This window comes from Flavobacterium sp. LAR06, from assembly GCF_041946075.1.
Taxonomy (GTDB): domain Bacteria; phylum Bacteroidota; class Bacteroidia; order Flavobacteriales; family Flavobacteriaceae; genus Flavobacterium.
The window spans coordinates 169507-189746 of the sequence record NZ_JAUTYT010000007.1; the positions used below are offsets into that span (position 1 = coordinate 169507).

The following is a 20240-nucleotide window of genomic DNA, read 5'->3' on the forward strand; positions in this document are numbered from 1 at the left end:
TACTTAGAAAGTTATGTTCAGTCCCGAAATGAATGTTTTAGAGTTTGGATAAGAACCAAAGTCAATTCCCGGGTATAAGTTGTTTTGTTCGTATGAACTTACCTCTGGATCATAGCCAGTGTATTTTGTCCATGTAATTAAGTTCTCTGCAGAAACGTAGAATTTAATACTCTTTGCTTTTAATCTTGTTGAAATACTCTTAGGTAAAGTATAGCCTAATGTGATCAGTTTTAATCTTAAGAAAGAAGCATCTTCAACATAACGTTCTGAAACAATTCCAAGAGGAGAACTTGTTGCTCTCGGAATTTCATTACTTGGGTTTGTTGGTGTCCAACGATCTTCAAGCGTAACATTGGCATTTGTTCCAAGAGTTGAAATTTCTAATTGCTGATTCAGTGCATTGAATATTTTTCCGCCAGAAGCGCCCTGAAAAGAGAAATTCAAATCAAAATCGTGGTACGAAATCGTGTTGCTGAAACTTCCAACAAATTTTGGTTGAGAACTTCCAAGATTTCCTTTATCAAGAGCCGTAATTACACCGTCTCCATTGGTATCAACATATCTTCTGTCTCCAACTTTTGTGTTGGCTAGACTGTTTATTTTTGGTTGTGTGTTAACTTCTTCCTGAGTCTGGAAAATTCCATTCGTTCTGTATCCCCAGAAAGTTCCTAAAGGCAAACCAACTTTTACGGTTACAGGCTGTTGTTGCAATAACGAACCGTTTGGAACTACCGGGAAAAACTGATTAACTCCATTTCCAATAGAAACGACTTTGTTTTTGTTGGTAGAGAATACGAAATTAGAATTCCATGAGAAATGATCTGTTTTGATGTTTTCAGTAATCAAACCAATTTCAAGACCTTTATTTTCAACTCCACCAATATTCTGTAGAACGGTTGCATAACCAGAAGTCAACGGAATTGGCACATTGATCAGCAAATCATTAGTTTTCTTGTAATAAACATCAAAAACAAAATTGATTTTTCTATCCAGTAAGGATAAGTCCAAACCTATATTATATTGATTTGTTTTTTCCCATTTCAAATCCGGATTGGCCAATCGGGTAGGAGCTAAACCTGTTTGCAATGTTCCTCCAAAAGCATAATTTACAGAACCCATTTGCGCTAAAGAAAGGTAGTTTCCAATTTCCTGATTTCCGGTTGTTCCTGCTGTTATTCTCAGTTTGGCTTCTGTTACACCTTTGATGTTGTTCGCAAATTCTTCATCCGTAATATTCCATGAAAATCCTGCCGATGGGAAGTAACCCCAAAGCGATTCTGAACCAAATCTTGAAGAACCGTCTGCACGTCCTGAAAGCGTAAAGTTGTATTTTCCTTTATACGAGTAGTTTACTCTGGCTAACCATGATTTTAAAACACTTTCAAAAGCATCACTATAAGGTTTTACCGGAACACCATCTTGTAAAGCATTGTACGTATTGGCATCATTTACAAAAGTATTGGCACCAGCATTTACAACTTCTCCTTTTGTGTATTGAAGTGTGTATCCTCCTAAAACAGAGAACTTGTGATTTTCGCCAAAATTAGTGTTGTAGTTTAAAGTGTTTTCATTCAAAACAGAACTTACTAATCTGTTTCCAACAGAAGCTAAACCTTTAGTTCCGGCTCCGGTAGTGGTAGTTGATGGAGCATAATAGTTTTGTTTGGTATCAAGGACATCTCCGCTCACAGCCACTTTTGCAGTAAGTTTTTTAGTAATCTTATATTCACCAAATAAACTCGCCAAAATTCTGTTGATTTTAGTTTCGTTAATAGTATTTTCTAAGTCATTAATTGGATTAGGAACAATACCGTTAACAGCTGTAGCGTAAGGATTATCGGTTAAATTATAACTTCCATCAGGGTTTTTGATTGGCACTACCGGAGGCTGATACAAGGCTACAACTAACGGGTTTGGCTGTCTTCCTGCAGAAGAACCACCATTAGTACCGATACCATTGGATATCGAATTACTATAGTTTGCATTTACTCCAAATTTAAAATTCTGAGAATAATTTCTTTCGTAATTAGCACGAAGAGAGATTCGTTTAAAATCGGAAGCGATTACAATTCCTTCCTGTTGAAAGTAACCTGCTGAAATGGAGTAGCGTGATTTCTCATCTCCGCCTGAAAAAGATAATTGATGATTTTGTATTGGTGCAGCAGTTCTAAAAACAGCATCTTGCCAGTCATAACTTCCTGAAGTTTTAAACGCTTCTATTTGATCAGCTGAAAAAGAAGGCGCCTGACCAACACTTGCCTGAACATCATTACGTAAGCTAGCCCATTGGCTGGCATTCATTAAATCTAGTTTTTTAGAAACATTTTGAAATCCAAAATAGCCCTGGTAAGAAATAATATCCTGACCTTTTGTTCCTTTTTTTGTGGTGATAATTACAACTCCATTAGCTCCACGTGATCCGTAAATAGCTGTCGCAGAAGCATCTTTTAAGACTTCAATCGATTCGATATCCGCGGGATTAATAGTTGATAATACATTGAGAGTTGCTCCGGCATTTGTTACTCCGGCAGTACTGTTGTTATTGTCATTGTAAATTAAGATTCCATCTAAAACATACAGCGGCTCATTACCCGCCGTAATTGAGTTTCCTCCTCTAATACGCACACTGGACGACGAGCCGGGACGACCAGAACTTTGTGTAACTACCACGCCTGGAATGGCACCACGCAATAAGTTATCTGCCGATGAGGTAACCTGCGAAAGATTGGCTTTTGGAACCGAAGCTACAGAACCTGTAATGTCTTTTCGCTTTTGAGAACCGTATCCTACAACTACTAATTCATCTAGTTCCTGGCGTTCTTCTTTAATGCCTATCGTTACCGGATTTTTATCAACAATAACTTCGGTTTTTTTGTATCCAATATAACTTATGATTAAAGTATAAGGTAATTTCTGACCGGTTTGAAAATAAAACTTTCCTTCTGCATCTGTCTGCACTCCGTGAGTTGTTCCTTTAATAATAACGGAAGCTCCAATAATGGGTTGATTTGTAACGTCATCAACAATAGTTCCATCTAATTTTGACTGAATTAATGGCGTCGTATTTTGAGCATTAATCCCTGCCGTCAGAAGCAGGAGAAATAGTAGTGAGTATATTTTTAAATTATTTTTCATTTCTTTGTACTGGTTTAAGTAATTAACAAGACTCCTTGGGCACTGATTTTTCAGCACCTATAAATGTGTTCTTGATTTAGCGATAAATATTCTTTAAGCCTCGCCATTTCTGTTGCCGCAGAAATGGCTTTTTTTATTTATATACAGTAGCGATGCATCTTTTTCATTTTTAGTTTATTTAGTTATTAATTATTTTTTGATTTATAGATATAGTTTCAAGAATCAGATTAATACAGAGATGTATCAAATAGATTATTGTAATTTCAGTAAGAATTCTTTTGGTGAATTTTAAAACGATTCGTTTTTGGTTCCGATTTAGAATGAATAAGAAAATCATCGGTTAACGAAAAAAAATGCTGAGATTTAGCAACAGAAGCACATATAACAAAAAGTGTTATAAGTATATTTTTTTGGAAGATTAAAATGCGATATGCTTGCGGTTGTTTTCAAAATATAGTTTTTTTGGTTTTAAATATGATTTTAAACTCTACTAATCCTATAGACAAAGTTAATTTTAATCTAATAAAAACCAAAAATTTCTAAAGTTTTTTTTGAAATTAGTTGGAAAAGTCTATTGTTTTAATTCTTTTAAAGTATGTAAATTATTGATTGTTAGCATTTTGTGTGTAATTTTCTTAATGTGTAAAATGTTAAAAAACGATAGTTCGTAAACCTGAAAAAGTAAGTATTTTATATCTTTTTTTAAGTTTTAAAGCTCTCAAAAGAGTAAAGAATGGAAATGAAAACGTCTAAAAAAGACTATTTTATATTCCGCTACAAGTTTTTATGCAAAAACTAGCTTCATTTTTGAAGTTGATTTTGAATAAATTAGACTAATTTTATAGATATTAAAATAAATTAAAATTTTTAACTCATCCTATGGAAAAATACTTATATTTGTAATAAGTATTTATACGTAGTTTTATATTTTTAAAATGATAAAAGTAAGTGAAGCTTTAGCGATAGTGGCTGAAAACAGTTCGAATATGCCGGTTCAAATAATTCCGGTTCGTAAAGCACTGGGTTATATCCTGGCAGAAACATTATATTCTCCAATTGATATGCCGCCTTTTCGCCAATCGGCTATGGATGGTTATGCCTTCATTCACAGCGAAAAACATCAATATGATGTAATAAGTACTTCGCAGGCTGGAGATCATTCCAATATAAAACTGAATGAAAATGAAGCTGTACGTATTTTTACCGGAGCTTTTGTTCCAAAAAACGCAGATACAGTGGTAATGCAAGAGCATGTTTTAGCAAATAAGGATTCGATTTTAATTGCTGCTATGCCACCGCAATTTTCTAATATTCGTAATAAAGGAGAACAAATTGCAAAAGAAGAAGTTGTTTTTGAAGCCAATACTTTAATAACGCCTGCTGCAATTGGATTTTTAGCTTGCTTGGGAATTACGGAAATAACAGTTTATAAAAAGCCGAAAGTGGCTATTTTAGTAACCGGAAACGAATTGGTAAAACCAGGTAAAAAATTACCGAAGGGTAAAATATACGAAAGTAATTCGATTATGCTGGAAGCCGCGCTTCAAACAATCGGAATCAATAAGACAAAAGTCTATAAGGTAAAAGACAACCTTAAAGCCACAAAAAAAGCATTAAAAGGAATTCTTGAAAAATATGATGTAGTTTTAATTTCTGGTGGAATTTCTGTTGGAGATTATGATTTTGTAAAAGATGCCTTATTAGCAAATGGAGTAGAAGAGCTTTTTTATAAAATCAGCCAAAAACCAGGGAAACCAATGTTTTTTGGATCTAAAAAGGATTCTTTAGTATTTGCTTTGCCTGGAAACCCGGCTTCATCATTGACAAATTTTTATATATATGTTTATCCTGCAATTAAAAACCGAATGGGATTCTCAGATATTCATTTGCCAAAATTAGTTCGCAAGTTAAATGAGCCGATAACCAATACAACTGGAAAAACACTATTTTTAAAAGCACTTTATGATGAAACCAATGTAACAATTTTAGATGGCCAAGCTTCATCAATGCTAAATACGTTTGCAATTGCAAATAGTTTATTGATTGTTCCGGATGATGTTGAAGCGCTTAAAAAAGGACAATTAGTAACTTTATTGCCGATTAATTAGAAGATTTTAAGAATAAAGAATAAAGAATAAAGAATAAAGAATAAAGAATAAAGAATTTCAAGCTTAAATAGCAGTGTGTAATTTTAAACATATAGCCTAATTTGAAACCTGACACGAGGCTTTAGCTGAACTGACGAAGCAAACAAAAAAAACTGAAACAAAAATTATGAATCTCCTTAGTTCCGAAAATATCCTCCTTTTCAGCTTCGCATTAATTGTGATTGCATTTTTATATTCCAGTGTTGGACATGGTGGAGCTTCAGGTTATTTGGCTTTGATGACGATTTTTGCTTTTCCGATTTCAGTTATGAAACCATCGGCTTTATTATTAAATTTATTTGTTTCGAGTATTTCGTTTTTCTTTTATTATCGAATGAATTATTTTAAACCGAAATTGTTTTATCCGTTTGCAATAGCTTCAATACCAGCTGCATTTATTGGTGGTTTTATCACTTTAGATAATACAGTTTATAAAATTATTTTGGGAATTGTATTGGTTTTTGCAGCGCTAAGATTGTTCGGAATATTCAATTTTAAAGAAAAAGAAGCGGTTCAGATTAATTTACCTTTTGCCCTGGCAATTGGTTTTGTTATCGGATTATTATCTGGAATGTTGGGTATTGGCGGTGGAATTATATTGAGTCCGATTTTATTGTTTTTGGGATGGGCTTCGATTAAAGAATCGGCAGCGATTTCGAGTTTGTTCATTTTTGTGAATTCATTGGCCGGAATTATGGGCTTCTTTTTAGGAGGAAAAACAGTTCCGACAGAAAGTTTTTACTTGGTCCCGATTGCCGTTGTAGGTGGTGTTTTGGGTGGATATTATGGTAGTGGTTATTTCTCCAATAAAACATTAAAAATTGTTTTAGGAACAGTGATTTTAATGGCAAGCATTAAATTGATTTTTCCTTAATAGTTAAAATTAACCGCAAAGTACGCAAGGTTTACAAAGCGGTTTATAGAAATAGCAAAGTTCGCAAAGCTTTGTGCAATTTAAGCTTTGCGAACTTATTTAAAGTCAATAAGTAATAAAAAAAAACTTAGCGCTCTTTGCGGTAAAATTTTTTCTCATTTCAACCTGAAATAAAAAAAGTCATGAAAACACTAACAGTATTTATTCTTTGTGGAGGAAAAAGTTCCCGAATGCAGTCAGAAAAAGGATTAGTGCTGTTTCAGGGAAAACCATTTATTGAACATATTATTCAGGCGATTTTGCCTATTACAAAGCAAGTAAAATTAATAACAGCAACTAAAGAATACGATTATTTGCCGTATCAAAAAATACCCGATATCATTTTAGATAAGGGACCATTGGGAGGAATATATACGGCATTGATGAATTCTGAAACCGAATTTAATTTGATTTTAAGTTGTGATATTCCTTTAATATCAACAGAGTTATTATCAGAACTAATTTCAAAACATAATAACGAAGCTGAAATTACCGTTTTTGCTTCAGAAAGCAGATTACATCCGTTGATCGGGATTTATTCTAAAAAAGTATTGTCCGTTATCAAAAGCGCAATTGATAACGATGAATTAAAAATGATGGATTTGCTGGCGAAAATTCCGCATCAAATTCTCAATATTGACGAAAGTGAAAACTTTCATTTAACAAACATTAATTCGGTTGACGAATTAAACGACCTGAATATCAATTTAAGTTAGAAGTTATGCGAAACTCAAAAACACCAAAATTAACAATTGTAGGAGCAGGTCCTGGAGATGTTGAATTGATTACATTAAAAGCGATAAAAGCGTTAGAAGGTGCTGATGTTGTTTTATACGATGCATTAGTAAACGAAGAATTATTGCAATACGCTACGAACGCAGAAATTGTTTTTGTTGGAAAACGATTAGGATGTCATGCTTATACGCAGGATCAAATTAACGAATTAATTGTTTCGATGGGAAATCGTTACGGTCATGTCGTGCGACTGAAAGGCGGCGATCCTTTTATTTTTGGAAGGGGAAGCGAAGAAATTGATTATGTAACCCAATTTGGTTTAGAAACTGCTATTGTTCCTGGAATTTCATCTGCATTAGGAGTTCCGGCTTCGGTTGGCATTAGTTTGACACAACGCCAAATTGCAGAAAGTTTCTGGGTAATTACAGGAACAACTTCAGATCACAAATTATCGAAAGACATATATTTGGCTTCAAAGTCGGCTGCAACTGTGGTGATTTTGATGGGCATGCATAAACTCGATGAAATAATTTCGATTTATAAAGAAAACCGAAGTGATGATTTGCCAATAGCCATCATTCAAAACGGAACAAAAAATACAGAGCAAAAAGTAGTTGGAACTATCAGTTCAATTACTAAATTGGTATCAGAAAAGAAGATTTCTTCACCAGCCATTATTGTGATTGGAGAAGTGGTAAAAAATACTTCAAAATTGACATCTTATTTTCAAGAGCATTTTGATGACGAATTTATTTTTCAGAATTTAAATTTAGAATAATGATTGAAGTTAAATATTTTGGAGCTGTGGCTGAAAAGACCAAATGTGAATTCGAAAAAATCCCTTTTTCTGAAGTTTCACTGCAACAATTATTGCAGGGTTTAGAGGAGAAATATCAGTTCGATTCACTTACTTTTAGCGTTGCAGTAAATCAAAAAATAATACCAAAAGCAACGAATTTTGCTTTAAAAGCAAGTGACATTGTTGCATTGTTGCCTCCGTTTGCTGGGGGATAAAATAGTTTTATGAAAGATTCAACACGTTATAACCGACAAATAATTCTACCGGAAATTGGAGAAGCTGGCCAGCACCAATTATCAAAAGCAAAAGTTTTGATAATTGGTGCAGGCGGTTTGGGCGCTGCTATTTTGCCTTATCTGGCTGCGGCTGGCGTAGGCGAAATCGGAATTGTGGATGATGATGTTATTGAAGTTTCTAATTTACAGCGTCAGGTTATCTATAAAACTTCGACTGTTGGAAATTATAAAGTTGATGAAGCTAAAGCAATGGTTTCCGAATTAAATCCATTAGTGAAAGTTAATGCGATTGCTGAGAAACTTTCAGGAAAAAACGCGATTGCCTTATTTGAAAAATATGATATTGTAGTTGATGCGACAGATAATCTTTCGATAAAATATCTAATAAACGACGCTTGTATCGTTACAAATAAACCAATGGTTTACGGATCTATTTTTAGATTTCAGGGACAGGTTTCGGTATTTAATTATCAAAACGGACCAACATACAGCTGTTTATATCCGGATGAAAACAGTCAATCTCTAAATTGTGAAGATGCGGGAGTAATCGGAATTTCAGTTGGAATTATAGGGATGCTTCAGGCAAATGAAGTACTCAAAATGATTCTAGAAATAGGAGAGGTGTTGAGTGGTAAAATATTGGTTTATAGTATTTTAAATAACGAACAGCAAAAGTATGACTTTGAGAAGAATACAATTGCTAAACTTGATAAAAAGGCTTTTGAAGAAAAATACAAAGTAACTGAAAATCAAATAGAAGAAATTTCCGCTTCAGCAATTTTAGATGAAATAGATAATGATGAGGTTTTGTTTTTGGATATTAGAAATGAAGAGGAACTTCCTAAAATTAATTTCAAAAATGGAATTCAGATTGCGCTCATGAATTTAGAAAGCGAAATAGAAAAACTGAATCCAAATCAAACCATTTATGTTTATTGCCAATCCGGAATCAGAAGTAAAATCGCAGCTGAATTGCTTCAAAGAAAGAATTTCAAGAGTGTAAAAAGTATAGCCGGAGGAGCTTTGGCTTTAAGCCAAATAGTAAAAGAAAAAATAACAATATAGTCACAGATTAAAAGAATTTAAAAATTTTATTTCTCTCGCAGATCTGGCAGATTAGTTTTGGTTAAAGATTTCAAATATTAAATCTGCGAGATCTGCGGGAACATAATCCACATAAAGTGTGGTAAAATATAAAACAATGAGTAAAAATGTATTTGTAGAAGGACCAATTGCTCCTGATTTCATAGCCGAATCTATCGCTAAACATCAAGTGAAACACACGATTGGAGCACATAATATTTTTTTGGGACAAGTTCGCGCGGATGTTATTCACGACAATACTGTTGTTGCCATTGATTATTCAGCTTATACCGATATGGCAAACGAAGCTTTGCACGCAATTCGTGAAAAAGCTTTTGCTAAATTCGATTTAACCTGTATGCACATTTATCACAGTTTAGGTGTTGTGAAAGCAGGCGAAATTTGTTTGTTTGTATTTGTTTCGGCAACGCGCAGAAAACAAGTTTATGAAGCAACAGAAGCCATCGTAAACTGGATCAAAACAGATGTACCGATTTTTGGTAAAGAGATGTTTGAAAACGATACATTCACCTGGAAACAAAATACTAATGGTTGATATTACGCATAAAATAAATACTTTAAGAACTGCAACGGCTACAGCAATTCTCAAAGTTAGCAAGCAGGAAACGATTGATGCTGTGGTTAATAATTTGGTTCCGAAAGGGAATGTGCTTGAAATGGCAAAAACGGCCGGATTATTTGCAGTTAAAAACACTCATTTGTCCATTCCGGATTGTCATCCTATTCCAATTGAATTTACTTCGGTGGAATATAAAATTGAAGGTTTGACCATTCAGATTATCTTCAATGTAAAAACGGTTTACAAAACAGGTGTTGAGGTTGAAGCTATGCACGGTGCGTCGATTGTAGCATTGACGATGTACGACATGCTGAAACCTATTGATAAAGAAATCGAAATTTCGACTATTAAATTAGTTAATAAAGAAGGCGGAAAATCTTCTTTCAAAAATAAATTTCCAAACGTAATAAAAGCGGCAGTTTTTGTTTGTTCCGACTCTATTTTTGCCGGTGATAAGGAAGATCGTTCAGGTAAAATCATAGTTGAAAAACTGGAATCTTACGGAGTTGAAACAGCGCATTACGAAATTATTCCGGATGAAATTGATATTATTCAGGAAAGAACTAAGGCTTTCGCCGAAGAAAATCAGTTGGTTATTTTTACCGGAGGAACGGGATTATCGCCAAGAGATGTAACACCTGAAGCATTATCACCGTTATTGGAAAGCAGAATACCGGGAATTGAAGAAGCGATTCGCAATTACGGACAACAAAGAATGCCATATGCCATGTTATCAAGAACCGTGGCAGGAACATTAGGAAAAAGTTTGGTTTTGGCTTTGCCGGGATCAACCAACGGAGCCAGAGAATCAATGGATGCTGTTTTTCCGTATGTAATGCATGTTTTTCATATTTTAAAAGGAAAAAATCATGACACCCTCTAAAGCCATTTTAACGGATGATTTTGGGCGAAAACACAATTATTTGCGTATTTCGTTACTGGAGAAATGCAATTTGCGTTGTACGTACTGCATGCCTGCTGACGGAATCGCCTTGTCTCCAAAAGCCAGCTTAATGACGGCTGAAGAGATTTTTTCATTGGCCCAAATCTTCGTAGAAAATGGGGTAGATAAAATACGCTTAACGGGTGGAGAACCTTTATTAAGAAAAGATTTTCCGGAGATTATCTCAAAATTATCGATTTTAAAAACGTCGCTTTCGATTACTACAAATGGTATTTTAATCGATCGCCATATTGATGCTTTGAAAGAAGCTAACATCAAAAAAATCAATTTGAGTTTAGATACTTTGGTTTCGTCTAAATTTCATACTATAACGCTTAGAAATCAGTTTGAAAAAGTTATTGATAATTTGCATTTGCTTTTGAATAACGATTTTTATGTAAAAGTAAATGTGGTTTTGATGAAGGGTTTCAATGAAAATGAAATTGCAGATTTTGTTCAGTTAACGCAGTTTTTACCGATTTCAGTTCGCTTCATAGAGTTTATGCCTTTTGCGGGAAACGAGTGGGACAGAAGCAAAATGGTATCGCAAAATGAGATTTTATCAGAAGTAAATAATGTATTTTCATCAGAGGACATTCAAAAATTAGAAGACGAAAAAAACTTCACGGCAAGAACTTATAAAATAAAAGATTTTCAAGGCGATTTCGGAATTATAAGTTCCATTACGAATCCGTTTTGTGATGGCTGCAACCGAATCCGCCTGACAGCAAATGGAAAAATCAAAAACTGCCTTTTCTCTAATTCAGAAACTGATTTGTTGACGGCTTTTAGAAATGGCGAATCGATTACCGATTTGATTTCAGAATCCATTAAAAATAAAAAGAAGGTTAGGGCAGGAATGGTTACTGTGTCTGAAATGGATGATCCTGCGCTGCATTTTGATAATCGTAGTATGATTGCGATTGGGGGGTAATTTTTTTTACTTCCAATTCTGTACACAATCTTGTCATCCCGAGGAACGAGGGATCACACGCGTAACTCGACAAAGATTGGCGAATTTCTGTACGGAATTTCTAGTGTGGTCCCTCGTTCCTCGGGATGACAAGCGAGACGCTTAGGTAAATCTCAATCACAAAAAAAGGTTCAACTTTAATCAAGTCAAACCTTCTTCAAATAATTATTTTTTCTTCTTTTTATCCTTTGATTTGCTTTTTTTAGCTTTTTCTTTTTCTGCCTTTTTAGCTTTTGCCTTGGCTTTTTTAATCTTCTCCTTTTCCTTTTTTTCTTTCTTTTTAGCTTCAGCTTTTAGCTTTGCTTTTTTGGCTTTTTCGAGTTTTTTTATAACCGCTTTTATCGCTTTTTCTCTTTTTTTAGCCTTTTCTTTTTTCTCTTTTAGCTTGCTTTTAATCTTTTTGTCTTTCGATTTATTCTTTACAATTTCTACGGCAATTTCATCAATATTTAAGATGGCCTGATGATCCTGAGGTTTTTCAATGGTTCTAATTTCAATGATTTCCGGCGTTACTTCTGCTGTTTTTGGTGTAGAAGTTGTTGTTCTTTTAACTACTGCTTTTGGAGTCGCATTAGAAGCTGGTTTTACCGGAGTTTGAGCTGTTGCTTTTACAGTGGCTGCCGGAGTTTTAGCTGCAGTTCTTGGCGCTCTTTTAACCGGAGCTTTTGGAGTTGCAGCTTTTGGTGCGGGGGCTTGTGTTGCTGGTTTAACTTCTGGCGTATTTTCAGTAGTTTCATTTATAGGTTCTGTTGCTGGTGTTGCGGTATTTTTTACGGCTGTTCTGGTTGTTCTTTTTATCATAACGGTATGTTTTATTAGTAAAATAGATCTTAACTAGATGATAATCATGATGATTTAAATAATCAATCTGGATATAAATTTTAGTTAAGCTAAATTTAAGTAATATTTGAATACGTTTATGTTAAGATTTCCCTTAAGAATTTAATTTCTAAAGCATTAATTTTCCACAACCTCCAAAATCTTAAAATTACTCTTAGGTGCTTCACATAAAGAACAGCAATAACTTTCAGCCAAATCGGTAAATAAAATCCCTTTTGGAATTCCCTGACTTGCATCACCGTATTCCGAATTATAAAGTGTCAAACATTCCTGGCATTGGTAAATGTCCAATTGAGGTTTCTCTTTTTTCTGTGTGTTTTCTGTTGATTCCGGAATTGAATTCCCTAATTCTTCAAAGTATTTTCGACTTAATTCAATCAGGATAGTTGGCAATTCTAATTTGTCAATATCTTGTGAATGAACGATATATTCGCGTGTATTTGGATCAAAATTCTTTGCAAACAAAACATTATAAGTATCACGGATTTTAATCGATTCTAAAGCCGCTGGTAATTCATTTTTTTCAACTACGATTGAGGTAAAATAATGACCATCACGATTGTACTCGGAGATGCCAAAAGTCAATCCGTAGGTACTGATGTCAAACTGATCAAGCGTTCGAACCAAGAAGGTTTTTAGGTTCAAAGCCCATTCCATCGCAACCGGTAAATGCCAGTTTAATTCTAATAAAGAATGTCGGACGTTGATTCCTTTTTTGCCGAGAAATTTCTCCCATTCCAATTTTCGATCCTTCGGAATTCCTTTTACAATAAACGATTTCCAAGGCGTAATACATATTTTTCCGATTTTGCAATCAAAGCATAAATCACACATTTCTTTTAGGAAATCTAAATCGTATAAATTATTTCTCCAATATAAACCCAACCAATATTGATCAATTCCCATTCGGTTCATTCCTTCGTAGTATGGAAAGGGATAAAACGGCACATTTAGTGGCTTGTCAATTGTTCTGTTATTAGTGTCTAGAGCTTCGCTTACTAAGCTGAAAATCATATCAATTCCATATGATTCCTCAGAAACTATTTTTTCGATTTCGTAGTAAAAAGTAGCAACATCCCAACTGTAAATCAGAACAGGATAGACTTCCATACGTTCCCATTTTGGCAAGCGAATGTATAAATACCAATAATCTTCATGCTCTGAAGCGATAAAATTTAAATGGCCCGTAAACAACGGAACTAACTGTTGCTTAGGGTCATTAATATTGACTTTTAGTTTTGGCTGGTCTTTAAATTGCTCTAAAATATATAAGAATTTGTTTCCCGTGAGCCAATTGGTATTTCTGAAAATATCAGTTGAAACATAAGAGGAAACAATGTTGTTACCGCTTTTTTCATTCGGAAAAACAAAATGATGTTTCCCGATTTTTTCTTTGCTGGAAAGATTTAATCCTTTTGGAAAAATGATATCCTGTCTTGAACCAAATGAAATCGAATCCAAACCATGATCCATTGCCATGTTGACTACTTCACGTAATTCTCCCGGCGAAATAACGCCTCCTTTTACTATTAATCTTGTCAATTCCATGTCTTTAATTGTTTCAAGTTTTAAGTTTTTTTAGTTTCAAGTTTCTTTAAGTTCCAACAACTTGAAACGTGAAACCTGAAACAAAAGAAACTATACTTTACATTTCGCTAAAATCTCTTTTACCTCTGTTTTACAACTTCCGCAGCCTAATCCGGCTCCGGTGTTTTTACATAAGTCGGTGAAATTGTTGACACCGCCTTTAATGGTTTCTTCAATGTTTCCTGCGCCAACCTGACTGCAGGAACACACTAGTTTTCCTAAAACCGGTTTGGCATTTGAACTTCCTCTTAACAATGAATTTCGTTTATCTGATAATTCGATTTTGCTTTCGATCATCGTTTTGAACTCGGCAAATTCATTTTTGTCTCCCATCAAAATGGCTCCGACAAGCAAATCATTTTTAACGATGCATTTTTTGTAATATCGCTGTTTTAGATCGGCAAAAACAATTTCTTCGTAGGAATCATCGTTTTCCGGAATTTCAATATCTCCGATACTGCACAGATTAATATCTTCCAGTTTCAGAATGTTCATTAAAACAGAACCTTTGTAATAACTGCTGATATCACCGGCTAAATAATTAGCTAAAATATCAGCCTGTTCTTCAGCAGCAGATGTGATTCCGAACAGTTTATTATCAAATTCTGCAATTTCTCCAATCGCATAAATATCCGGATTTGAAGATTGTAAATACTGATTTACCTTTACACCACGACCGCAGGCAAGTCCTGTTTCGCGGGCAATTTCGATATTTGGAATGGTACCGATAGTATAAACGATAGTATTTGCCGTAATTATTCTGCCACTTTTAAGGGCAATTTCAAGTTCGTTTGGATTTTCGGTTTCAAAAACGGTGCTAACTTCATTATCGAAATAAATCTGGATATCACGAAGCTGAACTTCTTCTGCCAATAATTTACTGGAAATCAAATCCAACTGACGTTCCATCAAACGAGAAGCTCTTTGAATTATAGTGATTTTTACTTTTTTATGTTTTAAGGCAGCTGCTAATTCCAATCCTAATAAACCACCGCCAATAATAACTACATGTTGCTCTTCTGGAGGTAAATTGGTATTATCTAAATAAGCTTTTAGTCGGTCAGCATCTTCTTTGCGTCGAACTGTAAAACGTCCAGGTAAATGAAGTTGTGCATTTTCAGGAATGAAAGGACGGCTTCCTGTTGCTAAAATCAAAGAATCAAAAGTGTGCGTTTCACCCAGACTATCGACTATGGTTTTAGCGGAAGCATTTACTTTATCAATAGCCACGCCCGCTTTCATGGTGATTTTTAATTTATTTAAAGCTTCACCATCTTTTACTTTTAATAATTGTTGCCAGCTAAATTCGCCAGTCATGTATTCCGGTAGTAAAACGCGATTGTAGAACGGATTTACTTCATTCGAAAAAACGATAATTTCATCGGTTGAATTGAATTCGCGATAATTTTGAATAAATCGGAAAGCCGCAGCTCCGGCACCAACAATTGCAATTTTCTGGAAAGGTTTTACATATTTGGTAATGGCAACCGTGGTATATTTAAAATCAGGTTCTTTTGAAACAGGATCAACCACTGTATTGGTTAAATTATTGGTTCGGTTCAAATCATTATCAAGTTGTTTTCCCCAATGCATTGGCAGGAAAACTACTTTTTCCCGGATTGAATCGGTTACTTTTGCTTTGACTCTAACTTCTCCGTTTTTACTGGAAACGATCACAATATCACCATTTTTGATGTCGTTTTTGTAAGCATCAATTGGGTTTATTTCTAAAACCGGACTTGGTGTATGTGTCATCAATCGAGATACTTTACCTGTTTTAGTCATTGTATGCCATTGGTCGCGCACCCTTCCCGTAGTTAAGATAAATGGAAATTGTGGACTTGGTTGTTCCGAAGTATTTTCAATAGCCGTTGGTAAATTGAAAATTGCTTTTTTTGATGGGGTATAAAACTTTTTATCTGTAAAAAGGCGAGGAGTCCCCGGATGTCCATAATCAGGAACGGGCCATTGAAAAGTGCCTTCGGTTCTTAAACGATGATAATTTAAAAATGAAATATCAATATTGGTATTTTTTGTCAGCGCGCAATGTTCTTTATACACTTCTTCGGCGCTATTAAAATTGAAACCGTTGAAATTCATTTTTTTAGCGAAGCGAATTAAGATTTCAATATCCGGAAGTGCTTCTCCGGGAGCATTGATTCCTTTTGGTAAATAAGATATACGACGCTCTGAATTCGTCATGGTACCTTCTTTTTCTAACCAACCGGCGGCAGGCAATAAAAGGTCGGCATATTTAGACGTATCGGCATTATGTGAAATATCCTGAACCACCACAAATTTGGCATTCTTCAACGCTTTTTCAATACGACGGGAATTGGGTAAACTCACCATCGGATTGGTACAAATAATCCAAACGGCTTTCATTTTTCCAGATTCCAAAGCTTCAAACATTTCGGTTGCTGTTAATCCCGGTTTGTCTGAGATTTCGTCAACTCCCCAAAAGTCAGCTACTTCTTTGCGATGTTCCGGATTTGCAATGTCTTTGTGTGCTGCCAGAAGTGTTGCCATTCCGCCCACTTCGCGTCCGCCCATTGCATTGGGTTGTCCGGTTAAGGAAAAGGGACCAGAACCTGGTTTTCCAATTTGTCCTGTCAATAAAGATAAGTTTAGTAAAGCGGTATTTTTATCAACACCCACAGCACTTTGATTTAATCCCATTGCCCAAAGCGAAATAAAACCTTTTGCTTTTCCGATAATATCTGCGGCAAGTTTGATATCGTTTACGGAAATTCCGCATAGTTTAGACGCTTTTTCAAGCGAAGTGCCTAAAACTAAGTCTTTATATTGTTTGAAATTTTCAGCGTGATTCTTTACAAAATCATGATCTACAAATCCTTTCTCGATTATACGTTTGGCAATAGCGTGGTATAAAATAATATCAGTTCCAGGAAGAATCTGTAAATGTAAATCAGAAAAAGCGGCCGTATCTGTTCGTCGCGGATCAACAACAATAATTTTTATTTTCGGATTATTCTCTTTGTGTTTTTCAATTCTTCTAAATAAAATAGGATGACACCAGGCCGGATTTGCACCGGTAATCAGGAACGTATCTGCCAGTTCGATATCGTCATAAGAAATTGGAACAGAATCTTCACCAAAAGTCTTTTTATAACCCACAACCGCAGAACTCATGCAAAGTCTCGAATTGGTATCGATATTATTGGTTTTCAAAAAACCTTTTACCAACTTATTGACCAAATAATATTCCTCTGTTAAACATTGGCCAGAAATATAAAACCCAACGCTGTCTGGTCCGTGTTTTTTTATGATAGATGTAAAAACCGCTGCGGCGCGATCAAGAGCCGTGTCCCAGCTTACGCGTTCCAGTGGATAGGATTTGCTGCCGCGCATTTCCGGATATAAAATTCGGTCAGAAGTATCATTGACTACGTAATGCAAGTTCATTCCTTTAGAACACAACATTCCTTTATTTACCGGATGGTCTTTATCGCCCGTTACCATCACACCATTTTTGGCGTCATTGGTGACGATAATTCCGCAGCCGACGCCACAATATGAACAGGTAGTTTTGATTTTGGTATTTTGCATTACAGCTTCTTTTTTAAATACAACTATAGTAATTATGCCCAGTCCTAAATGCCTCACGTATTTGACTTAGACAAAAATAAGTATTTTTACGTATAAATACGTATTTTTTGAAATTATTTTTCTATTTTTGATGAAAATAAATGAGGAACAACAAATTAGTTTTTAAATCGATTAAAATTTAGGACTCATGAAAGACGAGCAAGCCATTTGTTATTCCTGCTCCAACGAAAACTGTTTTATTAAAAAACATCTGCATCTTGAGCAAATGAAACAATATGTTCAGAAGAAACATAGTTTTGTTTGTAAAAAAACGCAGCAGTTTATCATCGAAGGAGCTCCAATTCAGGGACTTTATTTCATTTGTAAAGGAAAAGTAAAAACGGTTAAAACCGGAATTAACGGCCGCGAGCAAATTGTTCGTCTTACTAAAAATGGAGACACAATTGGCTTTCGTGGTTTCGGAACCAGTAAACGTTATCTTATTGGTGCTTATGCTTTAGAAGATACCGTACTATGTAATTTCAGCAATGAAACCATGATGGAAATTCTGCAAAATGTTCCCGAATTTACGTACGCCTTAATGTTGTTTTATGCAGATGAACTCAATAAAAGCGAAAACAACATTCGCAAAATCGCCCATATGAACGTACGTGAGCGTGTTGTAGATTTGCTATTATACATCCACAGAAAATTCGGCCAAATAAACGGTTTAATAGACATCGAACTCTCAAGAAAAGAAATAGCAGACTTCGCCGGTACTACTGAAGAGCAAGTGATTAGAGTGCTTTCAAGCCTCAAAAAAGAATCACTAATAAAAACCGTAGGCAAAAGAATAGGCATTCTGGCCATTCCAAAACTCCAATCAGAAATCATGGAACATAAATACTTTTAGCTTCAGGTTCTTTTTGTTTCAAGTTTCAGGTTTCAGGTTTCAGGTTTGCTCCGATACTAAATACAACCCCATTCTTCTTTTCTCTATATTCCATATTCTTGCCTCTTACTTCTTACTTCTTTCTTCTATTTTCTATTTTCTTCTTTCACAATCCCAGTACTTATCTAATTAAGTTAAATTACGTAATCCCCAAAACCTCTTATTTTATTGGACTTAATCGCAACTTCATGCGAAAACGCAGAAAACAAATTGACTTTCAAACGGTTTTTATTGGTTAAAAAAAATGTTTTGATATGGTATAAGTATTGTACTTAAGTATTTGTACGTATATAAATTTGCTTCATACAAATCAAAACAAATTATTATGAGCAAATTAACCAATCCGATATTAAAAAACCACAAGATTAATTTTTCATCAAAACTTTCAAAATCTTTACTGGTAGGTTTTGTGCTTACGATGTTCGGAAGCTACGAAGCACAAGCGCAATTTACACTTACAGGTCAGTTAAGAGACCGTGTTGAAATGCGTGCCGGACAAGGAACTTTACAACAAGAAGGCGATAAGGCCGCTATATTTACAAGTCAGAGAACAAGATTAAACGCAGGATATTCCGGATATAGATTTAAAATTTTTACCGCTTTACAGGACGTTCGCGTTTGGGGACAAGATGCTTCCTCTATCAACAGAACGACAACAGAAGCTAATAACGGAATTATATTGCACGAAGCCTGGGCAGAGATTTTTTTGAATGATACGGTAAGTACGATTCAGAATCTTTCAATAAAAGCGGGTCGTCAGGAAATCTCTTATGACGATCAAAAAGTCTTAGGGAGTTTAGATTGGTTACAACAAGGAAGACGTCATGATGCGATCGTTTTCAAGTTCGCCAATAAAGGCTGGATTGCTGATGTTGGAGCTGCTTTCAATCAGAACAAAGAAAATAATGCGGGAACAATTTACAATGGTACAAATCCGGCTTACGGTGCAGGAACTAACGGAATTGGAACAATGTACAAATCATTTCAATATGCTTATGTTGGAAAAAAAATCTTCTTTGGTGACCTCTCTTTTTTATTCTTCAAAGATGATTTCAATAAATATACTTTAGTGACTGCAGGAACGCCAGCAGTAACTACAAAAGTGAATGGAACGGGAGTTTGGAGCCGAAATACGACAGGGGTTTATTTCAACACCAATGTGACGAGAAAATTAAATTTGATGGGAAGTTACTACTATCAAGGTGGAAAAAACAAAGATGGAAGATCCTTAAATGCCAATTTGTTTTCGATTACATCAACCTTACAAGTAGGAAGAAAATTGTTTATCGGACCTGGAGTTGATTTTTTATCGGGTGATGACGGAACAAAAACTGTTACAGCTGATTCAAAAGACAATCGATTTGATCCGCTTTACGGAACGCCTCATAAATTCTGGGGAAGCATGGATTATTTTTATGCTGCAAACGGTTTTGGAAAACAAGGTTTACTGGATTACTTCTTCAAAATAAAATACAATGCCAAAGACAATCTAAGTTTCGCATTAGATATCCATGGTTTTGAATCGGCTAACACTTTATCTAACGGAGCTGGCGGAAAACTAAACTCTTATTTAGGAACCGAATTGGATTTACTTGTAAAATACAACCTAACCAAAATCATCAATATCGAAGCAGGTTATTCTTTCATGAAAGCTACGAATTCTATGGCTTCTGCAGCAGTTAAAAATGTTGCCAACGCCGATTTAAGCCCTCAGTTTGCTTATGTAATGCTAAATATCAAGCCTAATTTTCTAGCTAAAAAATAAAAA

Annotated in this window: 15 protein-coding genes; 11 read left to right on the top strand and 4 right to left on the bottom strand. The window is 34.9% G+C overall.

Annotated features, from left to right (window positions below; translation table 11 throughout):
- Positions 1-3: 3 nt before the first annotated feature.
- The gene (locus Q7C23_RS12050) at positions 4-3135 is read right to left on the bottom strand and encodes a SusC/RagA family TonB-linked outer membrane protein (RefSeq protein WP_375032754.1); all 3132 of its coding nucleotides are present in this window, start codon (positions 3133-3135) and stop codon (positions 4-6) included.
- Between the two features lie 935 nt (positions 3136-4070).
- Here Q7C23_RS12050 and glp point away from each other — a divergent pair.
- The 9 genes from glp to moaA all read left to right on the top strand — a co-directional run bounded on the left by glp (position 4071) and on the right by moaA (position 11505).
- Positions 4071-5243, top strand: a complete 1173-nt coding sequence (gene glp / locus Q7C23_RS12055) for a gephyrin-like molybdotransferase Glp (protein ID WP_375032755.1) — start codon at positions 4071-4073, stop codon at positions 5241-5243.
- Between the two features lie 166 nt (positions 5244-5409).
- Positions 5410-6156 (top strand): sulfite exporter TauE/SafE family protein, encoded by a 747-nt coding sequence (locus Q7C23_RS12060; RefSeq protein ID WP_375032756.1) that lies wholly within the window; start codon positions 5410-5412, stop codon positions 6154-6156.
- Between the two features lie 182 nt (positions 6157-6338).
- Positions 6339-6911, top strand: a complete 573-nt coding sequence (locus tag Q7C23_RS12065; RefSeq protein WP_375032757.1) for a molybdenum cofactor guanylyltransferase — start codon at positions 6339-6341, stop codon at positions 6909-6911.
- Between the two features lie 5 nt (positions 6912-6916).
- Positions 6917-7708 carry a uroporphyrinogen-III C-methyltransferase gene (gene cobA, locus Q7C23_RS12070; RefSeq protein WP_375032758.1) on the top strand — a complete coding sequence of 264 codons (792 nt, stop codon included), beginning with the start codon at positions 6917-6919 and terminating at the stop codon, positions 7706-7708.
- Positions 7708-7944 (top strand): MoaD/ThiS family protein, encoded by a 237-nt coding sequence (locus tag Q7C23_RS12075; protein ID WP_375032759.1) that lies wholly within the window; start codon positions 7708-7710, stop codon positions 7942-7944. The genes cobA and Q7C23_RS12075 overlap by 1 nt, the downstream gene beginning before the upstream one ends.
- Positions 7945-7953: 9 nt before the next feature.
- Positions 7954-9030, top strand: a complete 1077-nt coding sequence (gene moeB, locus Q7C23_RS12080) for a molybdopterin-synthase adenylyltransferase MoeB (RefSeq protein ID WP_375032760.1) — start codon at positions 7954-7956, stop codon at positions 9028-9030.
- 136 nt (positions 9031-9166) lie between these two features.
- Positions 9167-9604, top strand: coding sequence for a molybdenum cofactor biosynthesis protein MoaE (locus Q7C23_RS12085; protein ID WP_375032761.1), 438 nt, complete (start codon positions 9167-9169; stop codon positions 9602-9604).
- Positions 9597-10511 carry a bifunctional molybdenum cofactor biosynthesis protein MoaC/MoaB gene (gene moaCB, locus Q7C23_RS12090; protein ID WP_375032762.1) on the top strand — a complete coding sequence of 305 codons (915 nt, stop codon included), beginning with the start codon at positions 9597-9599 and terminating at the stop codon, positions 10509-10511. The genes Q7C23_RS12085 and moaCB overlap by 8 nt, the downstream gene beginning before the upstream one ends.
- Positions 10498-11505, top strand: a complete 1008-nt coding sequence (gene moaA / locus Q7C23_RS12095; protein WP_375032763.1) for a GTP 3',8-cyclase MoaA — start codon at positions 10498-10500, stop codon at positions 11503-11505. The genes moaCB and moaA overlap by 14 nt, the downstream gene beginning before the upstream one ends.
- A gap of 204 nt (positions 11506-11709) precedes the next feature.
- Here moaA and Q7C23_RS12100 read toward each other — a convergent pair whose 3' ends face one another.
- The 3 genes from Q7C23_RS12100 to Q7C23_RS12110 all read right to left on the bottom strand — a co-directional run bounded on the left by Q7C23_RS12100 (position 11710) and on the right by Q7C23_RS12110 (position 17541).
- Positions 11710-12345 carry a hypothetical protein gene (locus Q7C23_RS12100; protein ID WP_375032764.1) on the bottom strand — a complete coding sequence of 212 codons (636 nt, stop codon included), beginning with the start codon at positions 12343-12345 and terminating at the stop codon, positions 11710-11712.
- A gap of 156 nt (positions 12346-12501) precedes the next feature.
- Positions 12502-13932 carry a rubredoxin gene (locus Q7C23_RS12105; RefSeq protein WP_375032765.1) on the bottom strand — a complete coding sequence of 477 codons (1431 nt, stop codon included), beginning with the start codon at positions 13930-13932 and terminating at the stop codon, positions 12502-12504.
- Positions 13933-14022: 90 nt separating this feature from the next.
- Positions 14023-17541, bottom strand: coding sequence for a molybdopterin-dependent oxidoreductase (locus Q7C23_RS12110; RefSeq protein ID WP_375032766.1), 3519 nt, complete (start codon positions 17539-17541; stop codon positions 14023-14025).
- A gap of 187 nt (positions 17542-17728) precedes the next feature.
- Here Q7C23_RS12110 and Q7C23_RS12115 point away from each other — a divergent pair, with 187 nt between their 5' ends.
- Both Q7C23_RS12115 and Q7C23_RS12120 read left to right on the top strand, forming a co-directional pair.
- On the top strand, positions 17729-18433 hold the full coding sequence (locus Q7C23_RS12115; RefSeq protein WP_375032767.1) for a Crp/Fnr family transcriptional regulator: 705 nt from the start codon (positions 17729-17731) through the stop codon (positions 18431-18433).
- 364 nt (positions 18434-18797) lie between these two features.
- Positions 18798-20237 (top strand): alginate export family protein, encoded by a 1440-nt coding sequence (locus Q7C23_RS12120; protein WP_375032768.1) that lies wholly within the window; start codon positions 18798-18800, stop codon positions 20235-20237.
- Positions 20238-20240 lie beyond the last annotated feature (3 nt).

Bases quoted from the DNA above. Each gene is read 5' to 3' on its own strand.
- Q7C23_RS12050 (WP_375032754.1), bottom strand. From the start codon at position 3,135: ATGAAAAATAATTTAAAAATATACTCACTACTATTTCTCCTGCTTCTG.
- glp (WP_375032755.1), top strand. From the start codon at position 4,071: ATGATAAAAGTAAGTGAAGCTTTAGCGATAGTGGCTGAAAACAGTTCG.
- Q7C23_RS12060 (WP_375032756.1), top strand. From the start codon at position 5,410: ATGAATCTCCTTAGTTCCGAAAATATCCTCCTTTTCAGCTTCGCATTA.
- Q7C23_RS12065 (WP_375032757.1), top strand. From the start codon at position 6,339: ATGAAAACACTAACAGTATTTATTCTTTGTGGAGGAAAAAGTTCCCGA.
- cobA (WP_375032758.1), top strand. From the start codon at position 6,917: ATGCGAAACTCAAAAACACCAAAATTAACAATTGTAGGAGCAGGTCCT.
- Q7C23_RS12075 (WP_375032759.1), top strand. From the start codon at position 7,708: ATGATTGAAGTTAAATATTTTGGAGCTGTGGCTGAAAAGACCAAATGT.
- moeB (WP_375032760.1), top strand. From the start codon at position 7,954: ATGAAAGATTCAACACGTTATAACCGACAAATAATTCTACCGGAAATT.
- Q7C23_RS12085 (WP_375032761.1), top strand. From the start codon at position 9,167: ATGAGTAAAAATGTATTTGTAGAAGGACCAATTGCTCCTGATTTCATA.
- moaCB (WP_375032762.1), top strand. From the start codon at position 9,597: ATGGTTGATATTACGCATAAAATAAATACTTTAAGAACTGCAACGGCT.
- moaA (WP_375032763.1), top strand. From the start codon at position 10,498: ATGACACCCTCTAAAGCCATTTTAACGGATGATTTTGGGCGAAAACAC.
- Q7C23_RS12100 (WP_375032764.1), bottom strand. From the start codon at position 12,345: ATGATAAAAAGAACAACCAGAACAGCCGTAAAAAATACCGCAACACCA.
- Q7C23_RS12105 (WP_375032765.1), bottom strand. From the start codon at position 13,932: ATGGAATTGACAAGATTAATAGTAAAAGGAGGCGTTATTTCGCCGGGA.
- Q7C23_RS12110 (WP_375032766.1), bottom strand. From the start codon at position 17,541: ATGCAAAATACCAAAATCAAAACTACCTGTTCATATTGTGGCGTCGGC.
- Q7C23_RS12115 (WP_375032767.1), top strand. From the start codon at position 17,729: ATGAAAGACGAGCAAGCCATTTGTTATTCCTGCTCCAACGAAAACTGT.
- Q7C23_RS12120 (WP_375032768.1), top strand. From the start codon at position 18,798: ATGAGCAAATTAACCAATCCGATATTAAAAAACCACAAGATTAATTTT.